The organism is Nostoc sp. DSM 114160 (assembly GCF_053470305.1).
The window spans coordinates 1110149-1130554 of sequence record NZ_JBPFGO010000003.1 but is presented as its reverse complement, the minus strand read 5'-3'; the positions used below and the strand labels follow the sequence as shown (position 1 = coordinate 1130554).

The following is a 20406-nucleotide window of genomic DNA, read 5'->3' as shown; positions in this document are numbered from 1 at the left end:
AGTTTCAGCCGTTTCTGGTGTAAAAAGGGTAGTTAAGACCTTATGCTGGGCGAAAGTAAAATTGGAGGCACTGGCTAATTAGTACAAAAACCTAATCTAACCCGGAGTTCCGGGTTAGTCGTAGTTCATGCTCAATCTTCATTGCGTAACTGCCAGACTGCACCAAAAGCAGCCCCAGCCCCAGCTAACAATCCAGTACTCATTCCTTGGATAGTTTTTTGGAATGGATCTTGAGTTAGGCACTCACTTGTAACCTTACTGTCTTCCAAGCAGAGACTACTTTCTGCCCAACCAGCAGTACCTCCTAAAATTACACCAGTGATACTACAAGAAACAATTAGCAGTAAAAGACGTTGTGTTTTTCTAGCCATAGATGGATGTTTTACTCAATTTTGTATTTTAGACTTTAAATTGGATTCCTATGTAAATACACTTGGGTCTAGATAAAAAATTTTAGATTTTTCCATACTTGAGCCACTGTTTAACCAGGCTGCTTCAGCAAAATTCCAAATCTAAAATTCTGTCAAAGGTTAGAAATTGTAGTTGACTTTAAACTACTTTACACATCCGAGCAGCAAATGTCAGCTGGTTTATGGCTGGCGAGGTAAACTCATGTGCTTCGTCCTAGTAATCTATCTTTAAATTGATTGGTACACAATTTCGTAGCAAAGACTTTAGCTCTGAGAAAACAAGGACTAAAATCCTTACTACAAATCCTCAAAACTAGTTTGACGTAGTATTCGGTCAGTTGTTGCCCACTGATACTCAAAAAATATCTACTCAATCTTCAAGTTGAAAGGCAAGCGGGCATAAACCCCTTGTGGATCGTTCATCTTTTGTAAAATCTCTACTTCCTGTTGCAATTTTTGGAATTCGGTGGTGAGGGGATTGGATTGTTTGAGTTGCGTCCCTTCAATCCCTAAAGCAGTCCGCACCTCTTCTGTTGCACGCCCAAAAAAGCGTTCTCCAAAGCTGCTAGTGCGAGGATATTCTTGTACTTCCCAATCGTCTCCTAATTTCGCCTGCTTGGCAGTGTATGCGATCGCAGTATTCAAACCACCAATTTCATCCACCAAACCAATTTCTTTAGCCGCTTCACCCGACCAAACCCTTCCTTGGGCAATTTCTGCTACTTTTTGTTCTGGGAGTTTCCGACCTTGAGAAACTTTATTCAGAAACATATTATAAATCCGGTTAACACTGCGCTGATAAATTTCTAACTCTTGAGGCGATTTCGGACGCGAAACTGTTTGACTATCAGCATAGCGTGCGGTTTTCACTGAATCCCAAGTAATACCATTATTACTGGCCAGCTTTTCCCCATTGAATAAGATCCCAAACACTCCTATAGAACCTGTAATAGTATTTGGTTCTGCAAAAATGCGATTAGAGTCGCTAGCAATCCAATAACCTCCAGAGGCGGCGACATCACCCATTGACACCACAACTGGTTTTACTTCACGAGTTAATTTCACTTCTCGCTGCATGACTTCGGCTGCGGTAGCGCTACCACCGGGACTATTAATTCGTAAGACAACAGCCTTCACATCTTTATCTTGTCGCAGCTTGTTGAAGATTTTCGCAAAGCGATCGCCTCCTACTTGCCCATCTTCTCCTTTACCATCGACAATCTCACCCTCAGCATAAACAACAGCAATTTGATTTTTGGAGTTACGTTCTACACCCAAAGATTTACCAGAAACTTGTGCGTAGCTATTCAAGCTAATTTGGCGGAATGTTTTGTCTTCTTTATCGCTATTTGTTAATTTTTTCAGGTCAGCGACAACTTCATCGGGGTATTGTACTAGATCGACTAAACCGTTAGTTTTAGCTTGTGTGGCTTCTAGTAAAGACTGATTATCTGCGATCGCTTGCAACTTATTGGGTTCAATTTTCCGACTTGCGCCTATAGCAGTGCGCCACTCTCCCCAAACGTCATCTAACAATTTCTGAGTTTGTTCGCGGTTTTCTGGACTCAACTTGTTGAGAATAAATGGTTCAACGGCTCCTTTAAATTTCCCTACCCGCACGACTTGAACGCCAATGCCATACTTTTGCAATGCTCCCGCTAAAAACATTGGTTGTGAACTCAAACCGTTGACTTCCATCATTCCTAGAGGGTTAAGGACAATGGAATCTGCCACTGAACTAACGTAATATTCCTTTTCACTCCAATCACTGCCATAGGCAACAATCTTTTTCCCCGCAGCGCGAAACTCCTCCAGCGCTTTCCGAATTTCTTTCAGGGAGGCATAGCCGACATTACCAGTTTGGCTTGTGTTGGTTGCATCCAGATAGATTCCGACAATGCGCGGATCTCGCCGCGCCTTTTCCAAAGTTTCCACAACTTTGCGGAGTGCCATTCTATCTTCATCGACACCTGAGATTGTGTTCTGAAACAGTTGGTCTGAACTAGGCTCGCCATCAGTAATTTTCATTGACAAGTCAAAAACCAACACTGACTTATTTTTCACATAAGGCCCAGTATCTTTAGACGAGCTAGCAGCAAAAATCAGCAAGAATAGTCCAGTAGTTCCTAGACCAGCGAAAATAATTAGTCCTAGTAAAGTGCCAACTAAACTAGCAAAAGTTTGTTTGATAAAATTACGCATTAGTTATTAGTCATTGGGCATGGGGCATGGGGCATGGGGCATTGGGCATTGGGCATTGGGCATTTATAAATGACAAATACTTCGGCTTCGCTCAGTACAAGTGACAAATGACAAATGACTAATGACCTATTTACTTATTCTATGCGCTGTAAACAGCCAGAGTGCTTTAACTGATACAAGGTGGCATTGCCAGTGCAGAATAAGACTGTGGTGATTTCAGCGATTAATACCTCAGCAAGTTCGGCTACTGCTGTCTCTGATATTGCTGCTGCTTGCAAGAAAGGCATTGCTAAACCAGCTATATCTGCTCCCAAAGCGATCGCAGCTGCAATATCCAATCCATCACGCAAACCTCCCGAAGCAATTAAAGGCACATCTTTGGCGTTGGCGTAGCCCGTCGTAGACATCGCTCTAATAGTTGTAATGCACTCTGCCGTCGGTAAACCCCAATCGGCAAACGTCCTGCCTAAACGACGTTGTAAGGGATTTTCTGCCCGTTCGCTTTCTACTTTTGCCCAAGAAGTACCTCCCGCACCCGCGACATCAATTGCTGCTACCCCAGCGGCAAGAAGTTTTTGGGCGATCGCGGCTGAAATGCCGTTACCAACTTCCTTCGCAATCACTGGTACTGGCAATTCTGAGCACAATATAGAAATTTTGTCAAGTAAACCTCGAAAATTAGTATCACCTTTGGGTTGAATGCACTCTTGTAAAGGGTTAATGTGTAAAATCAAGGCATCAGCTTCTAAAATATCAACTACGCGCAAACATTCATCTAAGCCGTACTTGTAATTAAGTTGCACAGCCCCCAAGTTTGCAAGTAGCAGAACATCAGGGGCATACTTGCGGACAGCAAAAGTATCAGCCACTTGGGGTTTTTCTACTGCTACACGTTGAGAACCAACACCCATTGCAATTTTGTAGTGTTGTGCGACTTGGGCCAAACGTTGGTTAATCATTGCGGCTTGTTCTGTTCCGCCAGTCATGGAAGAAATTAACAAAGGTGCGCCAAGGTGTTTCCCCAGGAAAGTTGTACTGATATCAATATCGTTGTAATTGAGTTCGGGTAAGCAAGAATGAGTGAAACGATAACGTTCTAATCCATTGGTGATGCGATCGCACTGAACATCTTCTTCTAAGCAGATGCGAATGTGATCGGCTTTGCGATTCTGAGTTTGTGCAGAGATATTGGTAGGGGCGTTCACTGGTGGGTATGGCTAAAAGTATTGGCTTGCGATCGCTATTGTTACATTGTCTGCAACCGTATTTGTATAACAAAAATATTTATTTTACCTATCAATAGGGTACGTTACGCTATTGATAACAGAACCATTCCCCCATTTGGTGAGTTGATTAATATGGTTTTACAAACACAAAAGCGCTACACCCCAGAAGAATATTTGGAATTAGAAGAGAAGGCTGAATATAAAAATGAATACAGAGATGGAAAGATTATACCTATGACAGGGGGGACAACCAACCACAATAAGATTGATAATTTTACCTAAATTTTACCAAACACATCTGAAAAGTTAACTGAGTCTTGCCGAATATCTCTTAACTGCAAATTTTGATTAATGTGCTGCAATCGATTAAATTGGGACTTCCAGAAAATAAACTATGCCACTAACAATTCAATTAGTGACTCAAACCAATGAAACTGGGGTCAAGCTGACAAAAAAAATTTATTCTTTGGAAGTCCCTGACATGAAACACCAAAAACATAACCCCTCTCCGACACCGGAAAGGGGTTAATTACTGCTAAAACTCAGCAATCTCTAATAAGCGTCCTGTAACTCGTAGAAATCGGGTGAGACGTAATCCTTCCGCAAAGGCCAACCCACCCAATCTTCCGGCATCAAAAGCCGCTTGAGATTTGGATGCCCTTCGTAGATAATGCCGAACATATCGTAAGACTCGCGCTCTTGCCAATCTGCGGTCTTCCAAATCCAGTATACAGAAGGCACTACAGGGTTTTCCCGTGGTAAGAACACCTTAACTCGAACTTCTTCGGGGCGATCGCTATTATCACCGACTTTAATCAAGTGATAAACACTCACCAATTCCTGTCCTGGGCCAAGGTCAACACCGCCTTGAAACTGGAGATAATTAAACCCATAAGCATAAAGGGCTGTAGCGGTAGGAAGCAAAAAATCTGCCGCTACCTTAATTATCTCTACACCATTTTTGTCTGGTGCTAAAAACTCATGGTCAAAACCATTTTCCGTCAACCATTGGGAAACTTTACCCGCTTGTACCAATGCTTCTTCTTTCGCTGCTGGTACTGGTTTAGATTCTTCTTCAGCCACGGGGTTGTTCCTCCTTTTGCGCCTTTTCTGTCAGCAGTGCAGGTGGTATTGGCATACCTATTGCTTCCGCCAATTCCTTCGGTGGTGCAGAGCGAGTTGCTGACTGCAAATACTTACCAGTTAAGATTTCCTCTACTGGCTTCAGGTTATGAGTCGTGCTGTAATAGCGGTGAGTTTGCTTAATTTTACCCCGCTCTTGCATCGACTCGTTGGAGATTTTCTTCCGCAACTTAATGATTGCGTCGATAATTGCTTCGGGACGGGGAGGACAACCAGGCAAATACACATCCACAGGAATCAGTTTATCGACTCCGCGCACTGCCGTGGTAGAGTCAACGCTAAACATCCCGCCAGTAATTGTGCAAGCACCCATCGCAATTACATACTTCGGCTCTGGCATTTGTTCGTAAAGACGCACCAGTTGCGGAGCCATCTTCATCGTGATAGTCCCTGCCGTAATAATTAAATCAGCTTGGCGGGGGCTAGAACGGGGAATTAGCCCAAAACGGTCAAAGTCAAACCGGGAACCAATTAAAGCTGCAAACTCAATAAAACAGCAAGCAGTACCAAATAACAACGGCCACAAACTAGAAAGCCGCGCCCAGTCGTAGAGGTCATCAACCGTCGTCAGAATGACATTTTCTGAAAGGTCTTGAGTGACATTGGTACGCTCAATGGGGTTGATGATTCGTTCTTTACCCTGGGTTGTTAAGTTAGAATTCAAGACCATTCCAAAGCTCCTTTACGCCATGCGTAAACTAAAGCGACTACAAGAATTGCAATAAAGACTAACGCTTCAATAAAAGCCAATAGCCCTAAACGGTGAAAAGCTACCGCCCAAGGATACAAGAAAACAGTCTCCACATCAAAGACGACGAAGACCAGAGCAAACATGTAGTAGCGGATGTTGAACTGAATCCAGGCTCCCCCGATGGGTTCCATGCCAGATTCATAAGTGGTGCGACGTTCTGGGGCGTAACCACTGGGTCGTAGGAGCTTGGAAGCTGAGAGCGCTAAGGCAGGTACTAGGCTACAGATGATGAAGAAACCTAGAAGGTACTCGTAACCGCTGAGGACAAACACAATGAGTATCTACCGCTTATGGAGTATTTTAAGTAGTGAGTTTTGAGTGCTGAGTGCTGAGTGCTGAGTGCTGAGTGCTGAGTGCTGAGTAGGGAATCTCACTTCTTTACTCAGAACTTTCGGAACTCGGAACTGTTTTACCCAACGCCCAATCCCTTAACTGCGTAATCGGGTAGGGCGGGGACATTTCTGCCCCTTTCCCCCCTAAGAACCGTGCGTACAAGTTTTCCAAGTACACGGCTCAAGCAAGCCATAATAGCTGCTAGGCTAATACTTCCTCCGCTTGGGAGGAGTATTTTGCCTTGCCGGAATGGATTTGTTGATGACAGTAGTAATGCACCATTTCTATGTTGGCTAGATTATTCTTGCCATTTTTATGTCGTGGTGTGATATGGTGGCGATGAATTGTTTCCCCGTTAAATAGGGAATCTTGACATACTGGGCAGAGGTAGTTTTGTTTTTTTGCTATCTTTTGGCTACTGGGTTCCAGGGTCTTGGACTTGTCCTTTTCTCTGTCTACCCAGTATTGTCTTAGTTCCGGGTCATCAGGTGAAGATGACCCTTTCACTAGGACCTGTCTCTGTATGTTGAACCAGCTAAATTTTAGCAGGGGTTTATTGGACTCTTTGTTACCAAAGACCCAATTATCCTCCCTGTCTAGGTTCAACTTTCCCCAGTATTTCGCCTTACGCCACTTATCGGATTTGTTCGGGTGCATCCTTTTGGCATATCTTTTCTCCCTGGTGTACATCCAGCTATCGAGACTGCTGAATGTTTCCGAAGAGACCCCTACGCGAAGATAGTTGGCTATTCCCCTGACAATGGGGTTTAGTTTTTCTATCAAATAATCAATATTCTGGCTCTTATTGTCTAGCCATACTTGTTTGATTTTGTTCCGCGCATTATGCATGGTTTGTTTACTGGGTTTTATCAGTAGCTTATATCCTGTTTTTGTGTTGGATACAGGGTATTGTCTGACGTTAAATCCAAGAAAATCGAAACCTTGTGTAAGGTGAACGATTTTTGTTTTCTCGTCAGAGAGGGAAAGTCCTCTATCTTTCATCCAGTTATTCAGGATTGTTACTGTTTTTTCTGCGTCTTCTTTGGTTTCGCAAAAAATTACAAAGTCGTCGGCATATCGAACAATAGCGCGTTTGCCAATTAGCTGTCCTCTATTATCGTGTTTTATGCCTATCGCTTTTTCCAGTCCATGCAAGGCTATATTGGCTAGAAGTGGACTTACTATTCCACCTTGGGGAGTTCCTGTTTCGGTGTCATAAAAGGCTTCCTTGTCCACGTATCCTGCTTTTAACCATAGGTTTATTAATTTCCTTGCTGGGAAATTTCCTATGGCTTCCATTAAGGATTCATGGGCAATATTATCGAAGCAACCCTTTATATCAGCATCGACTACCCACTTTTTCGTTTTGTTAGGACGTGCAATCAGGTATATTTTTCCAATTGCATCGTGGGCGCTTCTGCCTGGTCGGAATCCATAGCTGCTACCTTCAAATTTGGATTCCCAGTAGGGTTCCAATGCGTTTTTTACAATCGCCTGTAGGCAACGGGTCTATTATGCTTGGTATTCCCAAAGGTCGTTTCTTGCCATTAGCTTTGGGAATATACACCCTCCGGGTGGGGTAAGGTTTCCAGGGGATGAATTTTTTTAGTATGTCTACTAGTAATCCTCTGGCTGAAGGTGTTTTCACCACAAGTTTATCTACACCCGGAGTATTTTTGCCCTGGTTTATTTGCGTCACTTTCCTTACTGATATAAGGATATTAGAGTAGCAACGCAATAGCAGCCTTTGCAGATTGCGAACCAGTTTCAACTTCCCAGACCTTGTAGCCTTGAATATTCTTTGTCTTAATCGCCTGACTACTTTGTTGGCTTTACGCCAGTTGACGCAATTCCATTGAGTAGTTCTCTCAGTTACGTTCGCATTCCTCGCGGTTTGCATCTAACTTTTCCTTTTGAGTTCGGTAATCTTACATTGAAATTCAAGAGACTTACCTGCCATACGTCAGCACCCTTTCGGGTCGGGTATTACCCTATCTGTCCGGTTATTTATTCCCGTTGCCTTTCGGCTGACAGCATTCGCTTTTTATGGTATCTCTTCCCCACTGGGGAGTTCGGGTTGGATTACTCCTTCCTTACTAGTGACGTAGGTCTAGCCTCTAGACTCCATTGGGGTTACTTCGTTTCACACGTATGAGATGCGATTGGTTTAGGTACTCTCTTTATTCCGGGGAATTGGTGTCCTAATATTGACAGAAGCAGGTCAATATCTACTGGATAAGGTTGAAAGTGTACCTTATCCCTTTTTCCCGACACTGCCGTATGTAACCACTTTCCAACAGCCTAATAATAACGAAACCTCGATGAGAGTTCATTTTCATTTACCATGCCAATCTTCCTCTTGCCTCCCCCCGATTTGTGGTTATCAGGATTGGTTGGGCTTTTCTCTCTAGCTTTGAGACACAGCAATTACTCGCTTTGCCCCTTTGAGATGAGGACAAGCGTTGGACACTAGCTTGCGAATATCCCTCGGTATCGGTGCATAAAATTGCTTGAAAACCTTATCCAGTTGGCATATTCGACTCATTACGTGCGACATCGAATCGCACACTTTCTTTTACATTATATCTGTTTGGTTTTTCTGAAATCTGCGAAACAGACACACTTTAGGTATTTGATTCACTTTTGCTAGTGATAGAAAAGTCTAACAACTATGTCATAATTTTTAACGTATATTTAAGATTTCTTCTCTGCGAGGCCTTAGCCATGAGCGAACCAGCTGTTGAGACTCCGGTGTTAGACCGCTACGAGTGTCGCGCCTGCGGTTATGTTTACGAACCTGAGAAGGGAGATGACAAGCATGATATTCCTTCAGGGACACTCTTTGCAGAACTGCCCATAAATTGGCGCTGTCCAGTTTGTTCTGCTAAAAAGACTGCTTTTGCCAACATCGGCCCTGCCGGTACTGCATCCGGCTTTAAAGAAAATCTCGGTTATGGTTTGGGTGTTAACAACCTAACGCCAACCCAAAAGAATATCCTAATTTTTGGTGCTTTGGCTCTTGGCTTCTTGTTTTTTATCAGTCTTTACGGCTTACAATGACAGCCTTTAAGCAATTCCAAATAACGCTCTCTACCAGAGGCCTTACACTGCGCTAACGAAATTCAAAATGAAAAAGCCAGGATTTTCCACCAGCATCCTGGCTGCCAACTGCTACCAAAATTTAGAAATAACTAAGAAATACTGATGCATTCAATTGTGAAAGGTTGGCAACGAATATTTGCCTTGTTAATAGTAGTCGTGATGTGCATAGGTTGTAGCCAAGTTCCCTCTGTTAGCTACAACCCTTGGAAAGTCATTTCTGTGCCAACAAACTCAAATTTATTGGATATTGCTTTTACTGATAACCTTGAGCATGGCTACTTAGTCGGTAGCAATGCCACACTATTGGAAACCAATGACGGTGGTAATACCTGGAAACCAATAACACTGCAACTGGATGAGCAAAAGTATCGTTTTGACTCAGTAAGTTTTGTCGGTAAAGAAGGCTGGATTGCCGGAGAGCCTGGACTTTTACTACACACTACCGATGAAGGTGCTTCTTGGTCGCGTATACCTTTGAGCGAAAAGCTACCAGGTAGTCCGATCGCAGTTAAGGCGCTAGCAGACAATACAGCGGAAATGGCTACTAATGTTGGAGCCATATATAAGACCACAGACGGTGGCAAAAACTGGAAAGCCCAGGTGGAATCAGCAGTGGGTGTGGTGCGTAACTTAGAGCGTTCTGCTGATGGTAAGTATGTTGCTGTTTCCGCTAAAGGTAGTTTTTACTCGACTTGGGAACCAGGCCAAGATGCTTGGGTTCCCCATAACCGCAATAGTTCTCGGCGAGTAGAAAACATGGGCTTTGGTGATAATGGGCAATTGTGGTTGCTAGCTAGAGGAGGTCAAGTTCAGTTTAGTGACCCAACTAAACCTGAAGAATGGCAAGAGGCACAATATCCAGAGTTGTCTACCAGTTGGGGTTTACTGGATTTGGCATATCGCACACCCAATGAAATTTGGGTAGGTGGCGGTAGCGGTAATTTGCTACGCAGTGCCGATGGTGGCAAAACCTGGGAAAAAGACCGTGAAGTGGAAGAAGTTGCGGCTAATTTGTACAAGATTGTGTTTTTGGAGCCAGAGCGGGGATTTATAATTGGCGATCGCGGCGTTTTGCTCAAATATCTACCAAACCCTGAAGCAACTTCCCCAGCAGAGGCGGCTTAGTGAGTGGAGAGTGAAGAAGGGAATAGGGAATAGGGTACAGGTTACAGATTATTCCCTCTCCCCTGTCACCTATAACCTCTCTCCTAATCCCAATACCTAATTTCTGAGAAGAACGTTGCAACTTGTAACTCTTTCTTAACTTTGTAGGATAATAAACTCAATAACACTCTATGTATAAGGTAGGGATCTAAATGTCAGGTACCACTGGAGAACGTCCATTTTCGGACATCATTACCAGCGTTCGTTACTGGGTAATTCACAGCATCACCATCCCGGCATTATTTATTGCCGGTTGGCTATTTGTCAGCACCGGATTGGCTTATGATGCTTTTGGTACACCCCGTCCCAACGAGTATTTCACACCAGCGCGGCAAGAAGTGCCCATTGTGAAGAACCGTTTTGAAGCTAAAAAACAAGTTGAAGAATTTATTGGAAAGTAGTTTGAGATCATGACTAGCGGAAACAACATCAATCAACCAGTTACCTATCCAATTTTTACCGTTAGATGGCTGGCAGTACACACTTTAGGTGTACCAACTGTATTCTTTTTGGGCGCGATCGCCGCAATGCAATTTATTCAACGTTAGGAGCAATTATGGTAGAAAGATCGCCCAATCCCAATAATCAACCGGTTGAACTAAACCGGACTTCGTTATACCTGGGATTACTACTAATTTTCGTTCTGGGTATTCTGTTTTCCAGTTACTTCTTTAACTAATTAGAAGTACTGTTGTTAATCTTGGTCTATGAACATGTGTTGATTTGTTGTTAAGGGAGGAGAGAAGCTGTGTCTGGAAGTGGGAGAATTCCCCTGTGGGTCGTCGCTACGATCGCAGGTTTAGGTATAATTACAGTCCTGGGCATTTTCTTTTATGGTGCCTACGCCGGACTCGGTTCTTCGATTTAACATTAGTTAGTTTGAACCGAATACTATAAGTTAGAACTTTCTAGCATTTGTTGAGAAATCAACGTTAAAAAAACCGCCTGTCTCTATGAGATGGGCGGTATTAATTTTGGTCATTTGTCCTTTGTCCTTTGTCATTTGTAAAAAACAAATGACTAATGATCAATGACTAATGACTAATGACTACATCAGTATCAGCCGATATCGCTGATATCGTCGTTTTCAATGTATAAAAACAGAAATGCGAAGACCACACCTGGCAAAATCCAACCAATTATGGGCACGAAGATCGCAGACAAGTACGATGTACTAGCCAAGACAGTAGGCAAAAAAGATGCTGCCATAGTTAAAGGTTCCTATGAAATCACACTACAATTCAAGATGAGCTTACTGCAAATTCTGCCAAATTTTTGAAATTCTTTCATATTTTTAACACAGAGAGATGGGGGACAAAGGGACAAGGAGACAAGGGGGAATTATTGAACAAGTTTCTCCCAAGTCTCCCCCCTCTTCCTTGTCTACCTTGTCTCTTCTCCATGCCCCTCATACCTGAGTTACATACCCAGAAGTTCATCTAGCTGCAAGCTTGGCAAGTCTGGAGGAATGACGGTTCTTACTATTGTGACTTTGTGACTCTCCTGTTGGGTTGTTAGATCGAGTGCGATCGCTCCTAAGCGAATTTCTAAACAGCCAAAGGGAATGTTTAATTGTGTCATCACTTCCAACTCTCCTGATGCATTAGGAAGTAAATTTGTCAATAAATGAGGCCCATCTAATAAGCAGCGAGTTTGATAATCTTCAAGCCATAACTTGACAACAACTTGCAGAGGTACTTCTGGCAGTATTACGCGCACTATGATAGATTTGCCAGCAATTAATTCGCCTTCTGGCACATACAAATGTGGAGTTGGCAAAGGCTCACTGGCTGCCGCAATTAGAGGTAAGGAAGAAGATGAATATAACAGTGATTGCTCCTTTTCTTCAAAAGTGTCACTCTCCTTTGCATCGCCTTCTAGTTCGGTATCTGTATCATCTACAACGATTTCTTGCGCCAACCAAGCTGACGCTATATTTATTTTTATTGGAGGAGGAGGGGGCGGTACTTGTGTTAACAGAGCCGATGAGATTGTTGATTCTTCTAGTACTTTTTCTATTTCCGTATTTTCTCTAATCCCCAGTTTTATTTCCTGCGCTGTGTCTATATCTTCCCCAAAGTTCTCCTGTTCAGGAGCCAATCCTTCGACTTCTTCCCATGTTTCTTGTCCCTTGGGCGTTTCAGCCAAGAGAAGTTGTGAACTGCTCCAATCTTCGTTCAGATTATTTTCCGTGTTGGCATCTAGGGTCTAATGGCAAGTTAACATCAACATTCGCATTTTCTCCACTAGGAGGAAGGGGTATTTGCTGTGGTGGAATATAGTTATTGTAATCTTGAGGTTGCAGATCGTTGATAGATTCAGGCAAGGAGTATCCTTGGCTCTGCATCCACTTCCTGAGCAGGGGAGATGAATAAAGGTTGCCTGTTGTAATTAATTGTTCATTTTGCGGGGCTTCAACCTCAGCAACAGATTCTTCCTGGAATTGTTCATTTTGGGGGGCTTCGATTTCAGCAACAGATTCTTCCTGAAATTGTGAATTTTGCGGGGCTTCAACCTCAGCAACAGATTCTTCCTGAAATTGTGTGTCACCTACTCCTAATTCAGGTATCTTTTCATCTTCAGCCACAGTTGCGTCCAACTTTGGTAAGTCTTCAGCCGCTTTAACTTCCAATGTATCTGGAAGAACATTATTTTCTACTTTTTCTTCGGCATCATCTGGTAAAGCTTGTAGCCGTTTCAAGTATGGCAAAGTAGTCTCGATTATTGGCATTCGACGTTGCTTGATGACCAACTGCTCCAAATTGATGGTGGCTATAGTAGCATCCTTTTCTACAAGCTCCTTCGGTGTCTGTGGTTCTGCAACAACATCTGAGGGAATATTGGCATCACTTTGAATAGGGGGCAGTTTCGGTAATTGAGGCAACGAAATACTTGAATTCTTGAGCTTAGATGTCCGCAAGTTAGCTTCTCGCAGAACTTGCAGGTTAATTTGCGGTGGTAAAGGCGTGTTTGGGGATGGATTAACTATCTGAGACTGATCTGTTTTTGGAGTTTTGACCAGATTTAATAGTTTTAAATCGAGTTTAACAGGTGTCTCTGTCTCTGTTTCTGTGAAAGCAGCAGATGAGTCCGATGGTGTTATGAGGTCATTTAAAAATATGTTGGATTTTGCTGTGGCTGTGATTGCCAGTAATTCTGTTACATCTGCTGTAATGGTGAAGGACTGGGTAGCTAACGGCATGACTTCACCAGCATCGGCGAATTTCCCATACAAACTTATATCTGCCAAAATTAGCTTAGATTCACAATCAGCAGGAATATCAATTGAGGTATTGATGGTAAAGGGCAACTCCTTATCTGATAAGGGTTGCCGTACTTTGGTCAATATTTTCGAGTTCTTGGGCGATCGCAGTTCAATTTCTACTGCAAGCGCCCGCAAGCTTTTTGAAGATGATGTTTCATCCCAATCTAGATTTGTCTTTTCTTGGAATTCTATGTACCCGTTGATTATAAGAGCTTGTCCCCAACGAGCAATATAATTATCCTGACTTAAAATTAGCAGTAATGGTGGCGGTAGTTGTGTTGCCGAAGAATCTGTAACTTTTTCATCTGGCGGCAGCAGTTCAGAGGTGGGTAAAGCTAAATCTATTAAATTTTGTAAAATCTGCTCTGCCGTCTCTCCTTTGAGCCATACAGGACTTACAGGCCGATCGATAACTATATCTTCATCTTTTTCCGTTTCATCTGACGCAACAGTGGTAACAAGGTTGCCATCTGTAGTAATTGCCAATCCTTCAGAAACTGCGATCGCATTATCTAGCTCAATTGCAGTTTCTGCTGGGGCATTAGATTCCAAGTTCTCTTCATCTGAGGCAACAGTGAGGTTGCCATCTGTAGTAATTGCCAATCCTTCAGAAACTGCGATCGCATTATCTAGCTCAATTGCAGTTTCTGCTGGGGCATTAGATTCCAAGTTCCCTTCATCTGAGGCAACAGTGAGGTTGCCATCTGTAGTAATTGCCAGTCCTTCAGAAACTGCGATCGCATTATCTAGCTCAATTGCAGTTTCTGCTGGGGCATTAGATTCTAAGTTCTCTTCATCTGCTGCAACAGTGAGGTTGCTATCTTTAGTAATTGCCAGTTCTTCAGAAACTGCGATCGCATTATCTAGCTCAATTGCAGTTTCTGCTGGGGCATTAGATTTCAAGTTCTCTTCATCTGAGGCAACAGTGAGGTTGTTATCTGTAGTAATTGCCAGTCCTTCAGAAACTGCGATCGCATTATCATCTAGCGCAATTGCAGTTTCTGCTGGGGCATTAGATTCCAAGTTCTCTTCATCTGGTGCAACAGTGAGGTTGTTATCTGTAGTAATTGCCAGTCCTTCAGAAACTGCGATCGCATTATCTAGCGCAATTGCAGTTTCTGCTGAGGCATTAGATTCCAAGTTCTCTTCATCTGGTGCAACAGTGAGGTTGCTATCTGTAGTAATTGCCAGTCCTTCAGAAACTGCGATCGCATTATCATCTAGCGCAATTGCAGTTTCTGCTGGGGCATTAGATTCCAAGTTCTCTTCATCTGGTGCAACAGTGAGGTTGCTATCTGTAGTAATTGCCAGTCCTTCAGAAACTGCGATCGCATTATCTAGCGCAATTGCAGTTTCTGCTGGGGCATTAGATTCCAAGTTCTCTTCATCTGGTGCAACAGTGAGGTTGCTATCTGTAGTAATTGCCAGTCCTTCAGAAACTGCGATCGCTTTCTCAAACGTAAATAACGTGATTGCAGTTTCTGCTGAAGCACTATATTCCAAGTTTCCAGAAACAGGATCTGGGCGATCGTTGGATGAACTTGAGTCTAAATTTTTCCTCGGTTCTCTCTCTGCTAACAGCGAGAAGACTTGTACTTGCACGCTGTATTGCCAAGATTTACCGAGCAGATCCGACATCAAATCGCCGGAACACCGCAACTCCCAAACTCCCGGTTGGAAGTAGGTAAAAGGAATTACCGCCATTATGCCTTCTGAATTAGTGCGACGCGATCGCTTGAAAATTCGCCGCGTTGGTTGAACTTCCTCAGTTGAAGAGTGAGTTACTCGCACTTCCACGTCTGTATTAAGAAGGTTAGAACGAGCCAAAACTCTATACTGCCCTTCCAAGATTTCCAAATTTGGCGATTCTAGGATATGCCACGAGCGAGCGCCTTGTTTCTGTATCAGAAATTGCCAGTGTTCCATTGTAAGTGATGCCCAGACCGACGAGCCGCTGAGTAATATTGTGTATTAACTTGCTTGCAAGTTTACCTCAGTATTTTAGAAATGCCTCACTTAAATAACTATCAAGTTAACTCAGTTTTACTGACTTGACTTCACACACTTTAACTACTCACCTCAAGGGAATTTCAATAAGTCGCCGTGTTGCTTGTGCGTAAAGCTTTTGTTGTTTTCTGAATATTAAGTTTGACACATCCTAGTGCTAAATTAACAGAGATACAATGGATACCGTTAGTTGTCTTTGCTCAACTTAGTGCAAAAATTTTTGTATTATTTTTTACTAGAATTTCCACTTTGCAATAGACACAACGTACAATAAATTTAAATTCACTTGAGAATTGTTATTGAATCATAATTACCCACATTTTTGCTGCAAAGAGGTAGGATGTGGTTCTTAAGTGTCCTCTGCGATCGCCCAAGTTAGGCGCAAAGCGAGATTGCAAATCACAACACTTAACCACGCAAAACGCATCCAATCTATCTGAAGTGGCTATTTGAACCGTTACAAAACACGTCTTCCCTTGAGTGAAATGTGGGTTGACAATGAGGATTTACAGGAGGGATTCGATGCTAGTCATTTTAATGGACGAGCAAATCCTTGCCCCTGAGCAAGTTTGCCAGTCTTGTTTACTTGCTGACGGGAGCGGTCAACCCCGTTGGCGTAAAGGTCAACTGCGCTGTGGTCAAGCCATTCGCAAACTTACTCAACAGCAGCCAGACCAATATGAATGTATGATGGGCTTTCGCATCGCCCATATAGAATAGTTGAATTTCTCAGCAAGACCAGTAACTGCGTTATCCTAAGCTCAAGTAACTATTAAAATTTAACCACAGGAGAACGCATAATGTCTTGGCGCGGGTCTACAACAGTTTCAGATCGGATTTTTGCTTCCTTGCCTTATTTGCTTCCTCTAATTGAAGTTTTTGTATTTGGTAGATATTTACTCTCAGAGTTTCCACCGTTACAACTACTGTTTTTACCGCTTCTGCCATTATTGAGAATTTACTACGGCGTGCGTTATGCAGGAATGATTATTTTCTTTGCTTTATTTTTGCTGGTAGTAAGAAACGAAAAAATTAGTCACTTTATTCGTTTCAACACCATGCAAGCAATCCTTTTGGATATCATTATCTTTTTGTTTAGCATCCTAACTGATGTTGTGGGACTAGTTCCTTCCGGTGGTTTTGCAATCCAAACTTTATCCACAACCATTTTTATCGGCATAGTGGGAGCAGTCGCATATTCAGTCATCCAGTCTGTGAGCGGACGTTATGCAGAAATTCCAGCCATTTCCGATGCAGTGTATATGCAAGTGCGTTAGAAGTTAACGGGTCGCTACGGTGTTTTCCAGGCGACCGATACCTTCAATTTCGACGCGGACGCGATCGCCTGGATGCAAAGCACTTACACCCTCAGGCGTACCTGTAAGCACCAAATCACCAGGGAGTAGCGTCATCACCTGACTGATATAGGAAACTAAAACATCGGGGGAAAACACCATCCGATCGATACAGGCAGATTGGACTGGATTAGCATCGTCATTCACAAAAGTCTGCAATCTCGCTCCTGGATTTAATTCCCGCACAATCCAAGGTCCCAAAGGACAGAAAGTATCAAAACCTTTGGCTCGCGTCCACTGACCCATCCTGTTTTTGTAAATCCCGCGCTGTTACGTCATTGGCGATGGTGTAGCCCCAAATTTTGGTTTGGGCTACCTCTGGCGTGCATTCAAAAGCGTAATCGCCAATCACTAGAGCTAACTCTCCTTCATAGTCAACTCTCTGTGACTGGGGAGGATACTTAATTTCTCTTTCAGATGGAATGATCGACGTAGGTGGCTTCAGAAAGATTAATGGCTCAGAAGGTACTGGGGTTCCCATTTCAGCTGCATGATCCGCATAATTCTTACCCACGGCCACAATTTTTGAGGGGGCGCAGGGAGCCAGAATTTGGTAATTTTCTGGTGTCAAAGTTAAATCAGTGGGTTGTCCTTGTAACCAGGGTGGAGCATCTAGCACCTGTACATTCAGGGATAGCTGTAGTAACCCATAGTAAATCTGTCCTTCTGGATTTTGAATTCGCACGTAGCGCTGCGCCATAACCTTGATAAATACCTTTTTTCTGCTTTTTAGTTGCTGTGAGTACCTAGCAATCGTCAGTTAGCTGTTTAGCCAACCGATTGAGCCTTGAGCAAAAAAGCGATCGCTATTAAGATGCCCTTTAAAGAAAGATACCCCTTAGCGAAGCTGATAGCTCGATCTATCTTGTGAAAGAAATATCAGGATTGCCTCTCAACCTAGTTTTCATTAGGGACATCCAAAAAATCCAAACTTTCTTTGGCAATTTGGCTAATGAAACAAAATTGAAAACTGGTAAGATTATAGTTCCTTGTTGCTTCAGATGTTGATTAATACTGGCATTTTAAATAAAATTTAGGTATAAATTGATATCAGCAGCCACTTTTGTCCATGAGGAAACTGAAAAATATGACTACAAATTACGAAACAATGTACATCCTCCGTCCTGACTTGGGAGAGGAACAGGTAGAGCAAGCAGTTACTAAATATCAGAATTTGCTTCGCGAACAAGGCGCCCAGGACATCCAAATTCAAAATCGTGGTAAGCGCCGTCTGGCTTATGAAATCAAAAAACATCGGGATGGCATCTACATCCAGTTAAACTACAGCGCGCCTGCAACTGCGATCGCTCCTTTTGAACGCGCTATGCGTTTGAGTGAAGAAGTGATTCGCTACTTGACAATCAAGCAGGACATTGAAGAAGAAAAACCCCCTAAAGAGGAAAAAGAAAAACCTACTAAAGTAGCTGCACCTGCAACAGTGTAGGGAGATGAGGGAGATGAGAAAGTAGGGGAAGCAGGAGAAGAATTCCTAACTCCTAACTCCTAACTCTCCAATCCCCACTCCCATTCAATAAAATTTTGTCTTTTTCTTTTTTCGTCATTTGTTTGGGAATGCTAAATTAACAAATACTTGCCAAAGGTAGTACTCCCGCAGTTATACCTAAAAGTGGACAAGATTCTGAATGGGAGCTTTAAGCTACTGTGAGCCAATCTGAGACACCTAATATTCAAGTTCTCTCGACGGAAGTATCGCAGCTACGCCAGGAGTTGCAACTTCGCGATCAATTAGTGCAACAACTATCTCAAGAACTTTTCCGGCTGGTAAAGGGTAACACTAGTTTTATGCCACAGCAGCCGGAATTTGAGCGCGATCTGACCCAGTTACACGCTTTACAAGAACAACTCCAAGCTGTGGAACAGCAGGTGGCGTTCTACCAAGAGCAAATTACAACTCGTGACTCCGAAATTTATCAATTGCGACAGTCAGTTCAAGAACTTACCGATCGCACTCGGATGTTGGAGCAAGTAGTACAAGAGTTGCCTCAAATTTACCGTCGGAAGTTTGAGGAGCGGATGACGCCAGTGAGAGAAAAGGTAGCAACGCTACAACGGGAAAACCGCCAACTGCAAGCAGAACTGCAAAGTGTGAGTTACCGTTTAGCACTCAAAACTCGCAATGCTAGTCACAGCGGTATTGATTTACCAAATTTTCCCCGCCCAGCATCGGAACAAACTAATATTTCGACTCCCCAGAATGCCTAAAATTATCATTATGGTGGAATTTAAGAGGTAAGAAATTGGTGCATCAAAACATCTTGGAGGCATCCAAGTAGTAGATCGAGGCAAAAATAACTATAAAGTTAGAAATAACCGAAAAGCCGAGATTCTAACCTTTCTTACCTCCTGCTTCCTTTCACTAGTTACGTCCCAGATAAAACAATTAGCTTAGAGTAATTTGCACAACCCTGGATTTAAAAGGCTGGGGAGTGTCACAAACAGTTGCATTTGCTTTGATCCATTTTGGCAATTTCTGACTTTACTGCTTTAGGTAGATGACTTCCAATAATGCGATTTATACTACCTAGCTCAAAGATATGAGTTTCCCTCAACATTTAACTCTTGCCAATAAAGAAAATCAGCCTGCTAGCACCAGACTGTTATTTTAAAGAGAATGTGAAAAAATGCAAATATTGCTTGACTCCGCCATCCTCCCGTAGGTAGATTTATTAGTTAGTCTGCTAGCATCAGACTGTTATCTTTAACGTTGGTAAAAATATCTTGGTAAGTGTGAAAAATTTCAAACACTGTATCGAGTTGGGTAAGTTCCAAAATCAACCGTACAGGAGCTTGTACGTTGCATAGAACTAAACGGCAACCACTCTGACGTGCAGCTTTTAAGCCTTTTACTAAAGGAACTAACCCAGAGCTGTCCATGAAGTTAACTTCTGCTAGATCGATAACCCAGAGTTGATAAGCTTGAGGGACTACTCCAGCCATCTGTTCGCTCAAAGCCTTACCGCCTTGCAAATCTATGCTTCCTTGGGGTTTAAACAAAATCACTTGAAGTTCTTGTGTGAAAGCCATGAATTTAACAGGGTAATTGGAACACTTGACAAAAAATTGAAAAAGACATCAATACTTCTTCTTTTTCAACGGTAAAATGACCTTTTACCCAAATATTTGGGCAATTTTAGTCCTACAGTTGAGAGAGATTATTTCAGTATTCATGTCGTATAATTTGTGATAACTTTCATCAATATAGGCATAAGCGCCTAACAATTTCGGTATCAACCGTATCTTTTACAAGATTTTCACAATTTAAACGGATATTTATAAATTTTCTATAAAATTTTTAATCTTTTTTTAATAGATTATGAACATGTGGTACTAATCCCAAAAATTGGATAGTTAATAGTCATAAGTTAATAGTTACCATAGAGTAGAAGTTATGTATTAGTTTGATTGACACCCCACCCAAAAACAAGCA

General features: G+C 42.6%; 22 protein-coding genes and 2 pseudogenes. 11 read left to right on the top strand and 13 right to left on the bottom strand.

Annotated elements, in window-relative coordinates; translation table 11 throughout:
* Nucleotides 1–131: 131 nt before the first annotated feature.
* The 3 genes from NSTCB13_RS30235 to fni all read right to left on the bottom strand — a co-directional run bounded on the left by NSTCB13_RS30235 (nucleotide 132) and on the right by fni (nucleotide 3817).
* Nucleotides 132–371 carry a hypothetical protein gene (locus tag NSTCB13_RS30235; RefSeq protein WP_104909601.1) on the bottom strand — a complete coding sequence of 80 codons (240 nt, stop codon included), beginning with the start codon at nucleotides 369–371 and terminating at the stop codon, nucleotides 132–134.
* Nucleotides 372–776: 405 nt separating this feature from the next.
* Nucleotides 777–2612: a signal peptide peptidase SppA gene (sppA, locus tag NSTCB13_RS30230; protein ID WP_448274771.1), complete on the bottom strand. Its 1836-nt coding sequence runs from the start codon at nucleotides 2610–2612 to the stop codon at nucleotides 777–779.
* A 134-nt stretch (nucleotides 2613–2746) separates the two neighbouring features.
* The gene (gene fni / locus NSTCB13_RS30225; RefSeq protein WP_448274770.1) at nucleotides 2747–3817 is read right to left on the bottom strand and encodes a type 2 isopentenyl-diphosphate Delta-isomerase; all 1071 of its coding nucleotides are present in this window, start codon (nucleotides 3815–3817) and stop codon (nucleotides 2747–2749) included.
* Nucleotides 3818–3970: 153 nt separating this feature from the next.
* Between fni and NSTCB13_RS30220 the strand changes: the two are divergent.
* Nucleotides 3971–4105: pseudogene (locus NSTCB13_RS30220) on the top strand (Uma2 family endonuclease); the annotation flags it as partial.
* A 285-nt stretch (nucleotides 4106–4390) separates the two neighbouring features.
* On the opposite strand, the gene NSTCB13_RS30215 reads toward NSTCB13_RS30220, so the two are convergent.
* The 5 genes from NSTCB13_RS30215 to NSTCB13_RS30195 all read right to left on the bottom strand — a co-directional run bounded on the left by NSTCB13_RS30215 (nucleotide 4391) and on the right by NSTCB13_RS30195 (nucleotide 7965).
* Nucleotides 4391–4921, bottom strand: coding sequence for an NAD(P)H-quinone oxidoreductase subunit J (locus NSTCB13_RS30215; RefSeq protein WP_448274769.1), 531 nt, complete (start codon nucleotides 4919–4921; stop codon nucleotides 4391–4393).
* Complete coding sequence (gene ndhK, locus NSTCB13_RS30210; protein WP_445626780.1) at nucleotides 4914–5651, bottom strand: photosynthetic/respiratory NAD(P)H-quinone oxidoreductase subunit K; 738 nt, start codon at nucleotides 5649–5651, stop codon at nucleotides 4914–4916. The genes NSTCB13_RS30215 and ndhK overlap by 8 nt, the downstream gene beginning before the upstream one ends.
* On the bottom strand, nucleotides 5642–6004 hold the full coding sequence (gene ndhC, locus NSTCB13_RS30205) for a photosynthetic/respiratory NAD(P)H-quinone oxidoreductase subunit C (RefSeq protein WP_012411797.1): 363 nt from the start codon (nucleotides 6002–6004) through the stop codon (nucleotides 5642–5644). The genes ndhK and ndhC overlap by 10 nt, the downstream gene beginning before the upstream one ends.
* Nucleotides 6005–6266: 262 nt before the next feature.
* Nucleotides 6267–7541: a reverse transcriptase domain-containing protein gene (locus NSTCB13_RS30200; protein WP_448274768.1), complete on the bottom strand. Its 1275-nt coding sequence runs from the start codon at nucleotides 7539–7541 to the stop codon at nucleotides 6267–6269.
* A complete protein-coding gene (locus tag NSTCB13_RS30195; RefSeq protein ID WP_448274767.1) occupies nucleotides 7513–7965 on the bottom strand; it encodes a reverse transcriptase N-terminal domain-containing protein in 453 nt (150 codons plus the stop codon). The genes NSTCB13_RS30200 and NSTCB13_RS30195 overlap by 29 nt, the downstream gene beginning before the upstream one ends.
* A gap of 824 nt (nucleotides 7966–8789) precedes the next feature.
* Here NSTCB13_RS30195 and NSTCB13_RS30190 point away from each other — a divergent pair.
* From NSTCB13_RS30190 to NSTCB13_RS30165, 6 genes are all read left to right on the top strand, one after another.
* Complete coding sequence (locus tag NSTCB13_RS30190) at nucleotides 8790–9125, top strand: rubredoxin (protein WP_069071324.1); 336 nt, start codon at nucleotides 8790–8792, stop codon at nucleotides 9123–9125.
* A gap of 144 nt (nucleotides 9126–9269) precedes the next feature.
* Nucleotides 9270–10292 carry a photosynthesis system II assembly factor Ycf48 gene (locus NSTCB13_RS30185; protein ID WP_448274766.1) on the top strand — a complete coding sequence of 341 codons (1023 nt, stop codon included), beginning with the start codon at nucleotides 9270–9272 and terminating at the stop codon, nucleotides 10290–10292.
* A 191-nt stretch (nucleotides 10293–10483) separates the two neighbouring features.
* On the top strand, nucleotides 10484–10732 hold the full coding sequence (psbE, locus tag NSTCB13_RS30180; RefSeq protein ID WP_094348030.1) for a cytochrome b559 subunit alpha: 249 nt from the start codon (nucleotides 10484–10486) through the stop codon (nucleotides 10730–10732).
* Between the two features lie 9 nt (nucleotides 10733–10741).
* Nucleotides 10742–10879 (top strand): cytochrome b559 subunit beta, encoded by a 138-nt coding sequence (gene psbF, locus NSTCB13_RS30175; protein ID WP_015115279.1) that lies wholly within the window; start codon nucleotides 10742–10744, stop codon nucleotides 10877–10879.
* Nucleotides 10880–10887: 8 nt separating this feature from the next.
* Complete coding sequence (locus tag NSTCB13_RS30170; protein WP_015127970.1) at nucleotides 10888–11010, top strand: photosystem II reaction center protein L; 123 nt, start codon at nucleotides 10888–10890, stop codon at nucleotides 11008–11010.
* Nucleotides 11011–11079: 69 nt separating this feature from the next.
* Nucleotides 11080–11199: a photosystem II reaction center protein J gene (locus NSTCB13_RS30165; protein ID WP_012411803.1), complete on the top strand. Its 120-nt coding sequence runs from the start codon at nucleotides 11080–11082 to the stop codon at nucleotides 11197–11199.
* A 191-nt stretch (nucleotides 11200–11390) separates the two neighbouring features.
* Here NSTCB13_RS30165 and psaI read toward each other — a convergent pair whose 3' ends face one another.
* The 3 genes from psaI to NSTCB13_RS30150 form a co-directional block, all read right to left on the bottom strand.
* On the bottom strand, nucleotides 11391–11540 hold the full coding sequence (psaI, locus tag NSTCB13_RS30160) for a photosystem I reaction center subunit VIII (RefSeq protein WP_448274765.1): 150 nt from the start codon (nucleotides 11538–11540) through the stop codon (nucleotides 11391–11393).
* A gap of 210 nt (nucleotides 11541–11750) precedes the next feature.
* Nucleotides 11751–12479, bottom strand: coding sequence for a hypothetical protein (locus NSTCB13_RS30155; protein WP_448274764.1), 729 nt, complete (start codon nucleotides 12477–12479; stop codon nucleotides 11751–11753).
* A 34-nt stretch (nucleotides 12480–12513) separates the two neighbouring features.
* Nucleotides 12514–15522 (bottom strand): hypothetical protein, encoded by a 3009-nt coding sequence (locus NSTCB13_RS30150; protein WP_448274763.1) that lies wholly within the window; start codon nucleotides 15520–15522, stop codon nucleotides 12514–12516.
* 603 nt (nucleotides 15523–16125) lie between these two features.
* Here NSTCB13_RS30150 and NSTCB13_RS30145 point away from each other — a divergent pair.
* The gene (locus NSTCB13_RS30145) at nucleotides 16126–16323 is read left to right on the top strand and encodes a hypothetical protein (protein ID WP_445626783.1); all 198 of its coding nucleotides are present in this window, start codon (nucleotides 16126–16128) and stop codon (nucleotides 16321–16323) included.
* Between the two features lie 80 nt (nucleotides 16324–16403).
* Nucleotides 16404–16880, top strand: a complete 477-nt coding sequence (locus NSTCB13_RS30140; RefSeq protein ID WP_094348027.1) for a Tic20 family protein — start codon at nucleotides 16404–16406, stop codon at nucleotides 16878–16880.
* A gap of 3 nt (nucleotides 16881–16883) precedes the next feature.
* Here the strand turns inward: NSTCB13_RS30140 and NSTCB13_RS30135 are convergent.
* Nucleotides 16884–17658: pseudogene (locus NSTCB13_RS30135) on the bottom strand (fumarylacetoacetate hydrolase family protein).
* Nucleotides 17659–18045: 387 nt separating this feature from the next.
* On the opposite strand from NSTCB13_RS30135, the gene rpsF reads away from it, so the two are divergent.
* Nucleotides 18046–18402 (top strand): 30S ribosomal protein S6, encoded by a 357-nt coding sequence (gene rpsF / locus NSTCB13_RS30130; RefSeq protein ID WP_445626785.1) that lies wholly within the window; start codon nucleotides 18046–18048, stop codon nucleotides 18400–18402.
* Between the two features lie 218 nt (nucleotides 18403–18620).
* Nucleotides 18621–19181 carry an Npun_F5560 family protein gene (locus NSTCB13_RS30125; RefSeq protein WP_445626786.1) on the top strand — a complete coding sequence of 187 codons (561 nt, stop codon included), beginning with the start codon at nucleotides 18621–18623 and terminating at the stop codon, nucleotides 19179–19181.
* A gap of 468 nt (nucleotides 19182–19649) precedes the next feature.
* On the opposite strand, the gene NSTCB13_RS30120 is transcribed toward NSTCB13_RS30125, so the two are convergent.
* A complete protein-coding gene (locus NSTCB13_RS30120; RefSeq protein ID WP_322700624.1) occupies nucleotides 19650–20003 on the bottom strand; it encodes an STAS domain-containing protein in 354 nt (117 codons plus the stop codon).
* Nucleotides 20004–20406: the final 403 nt, after the last annotated feature.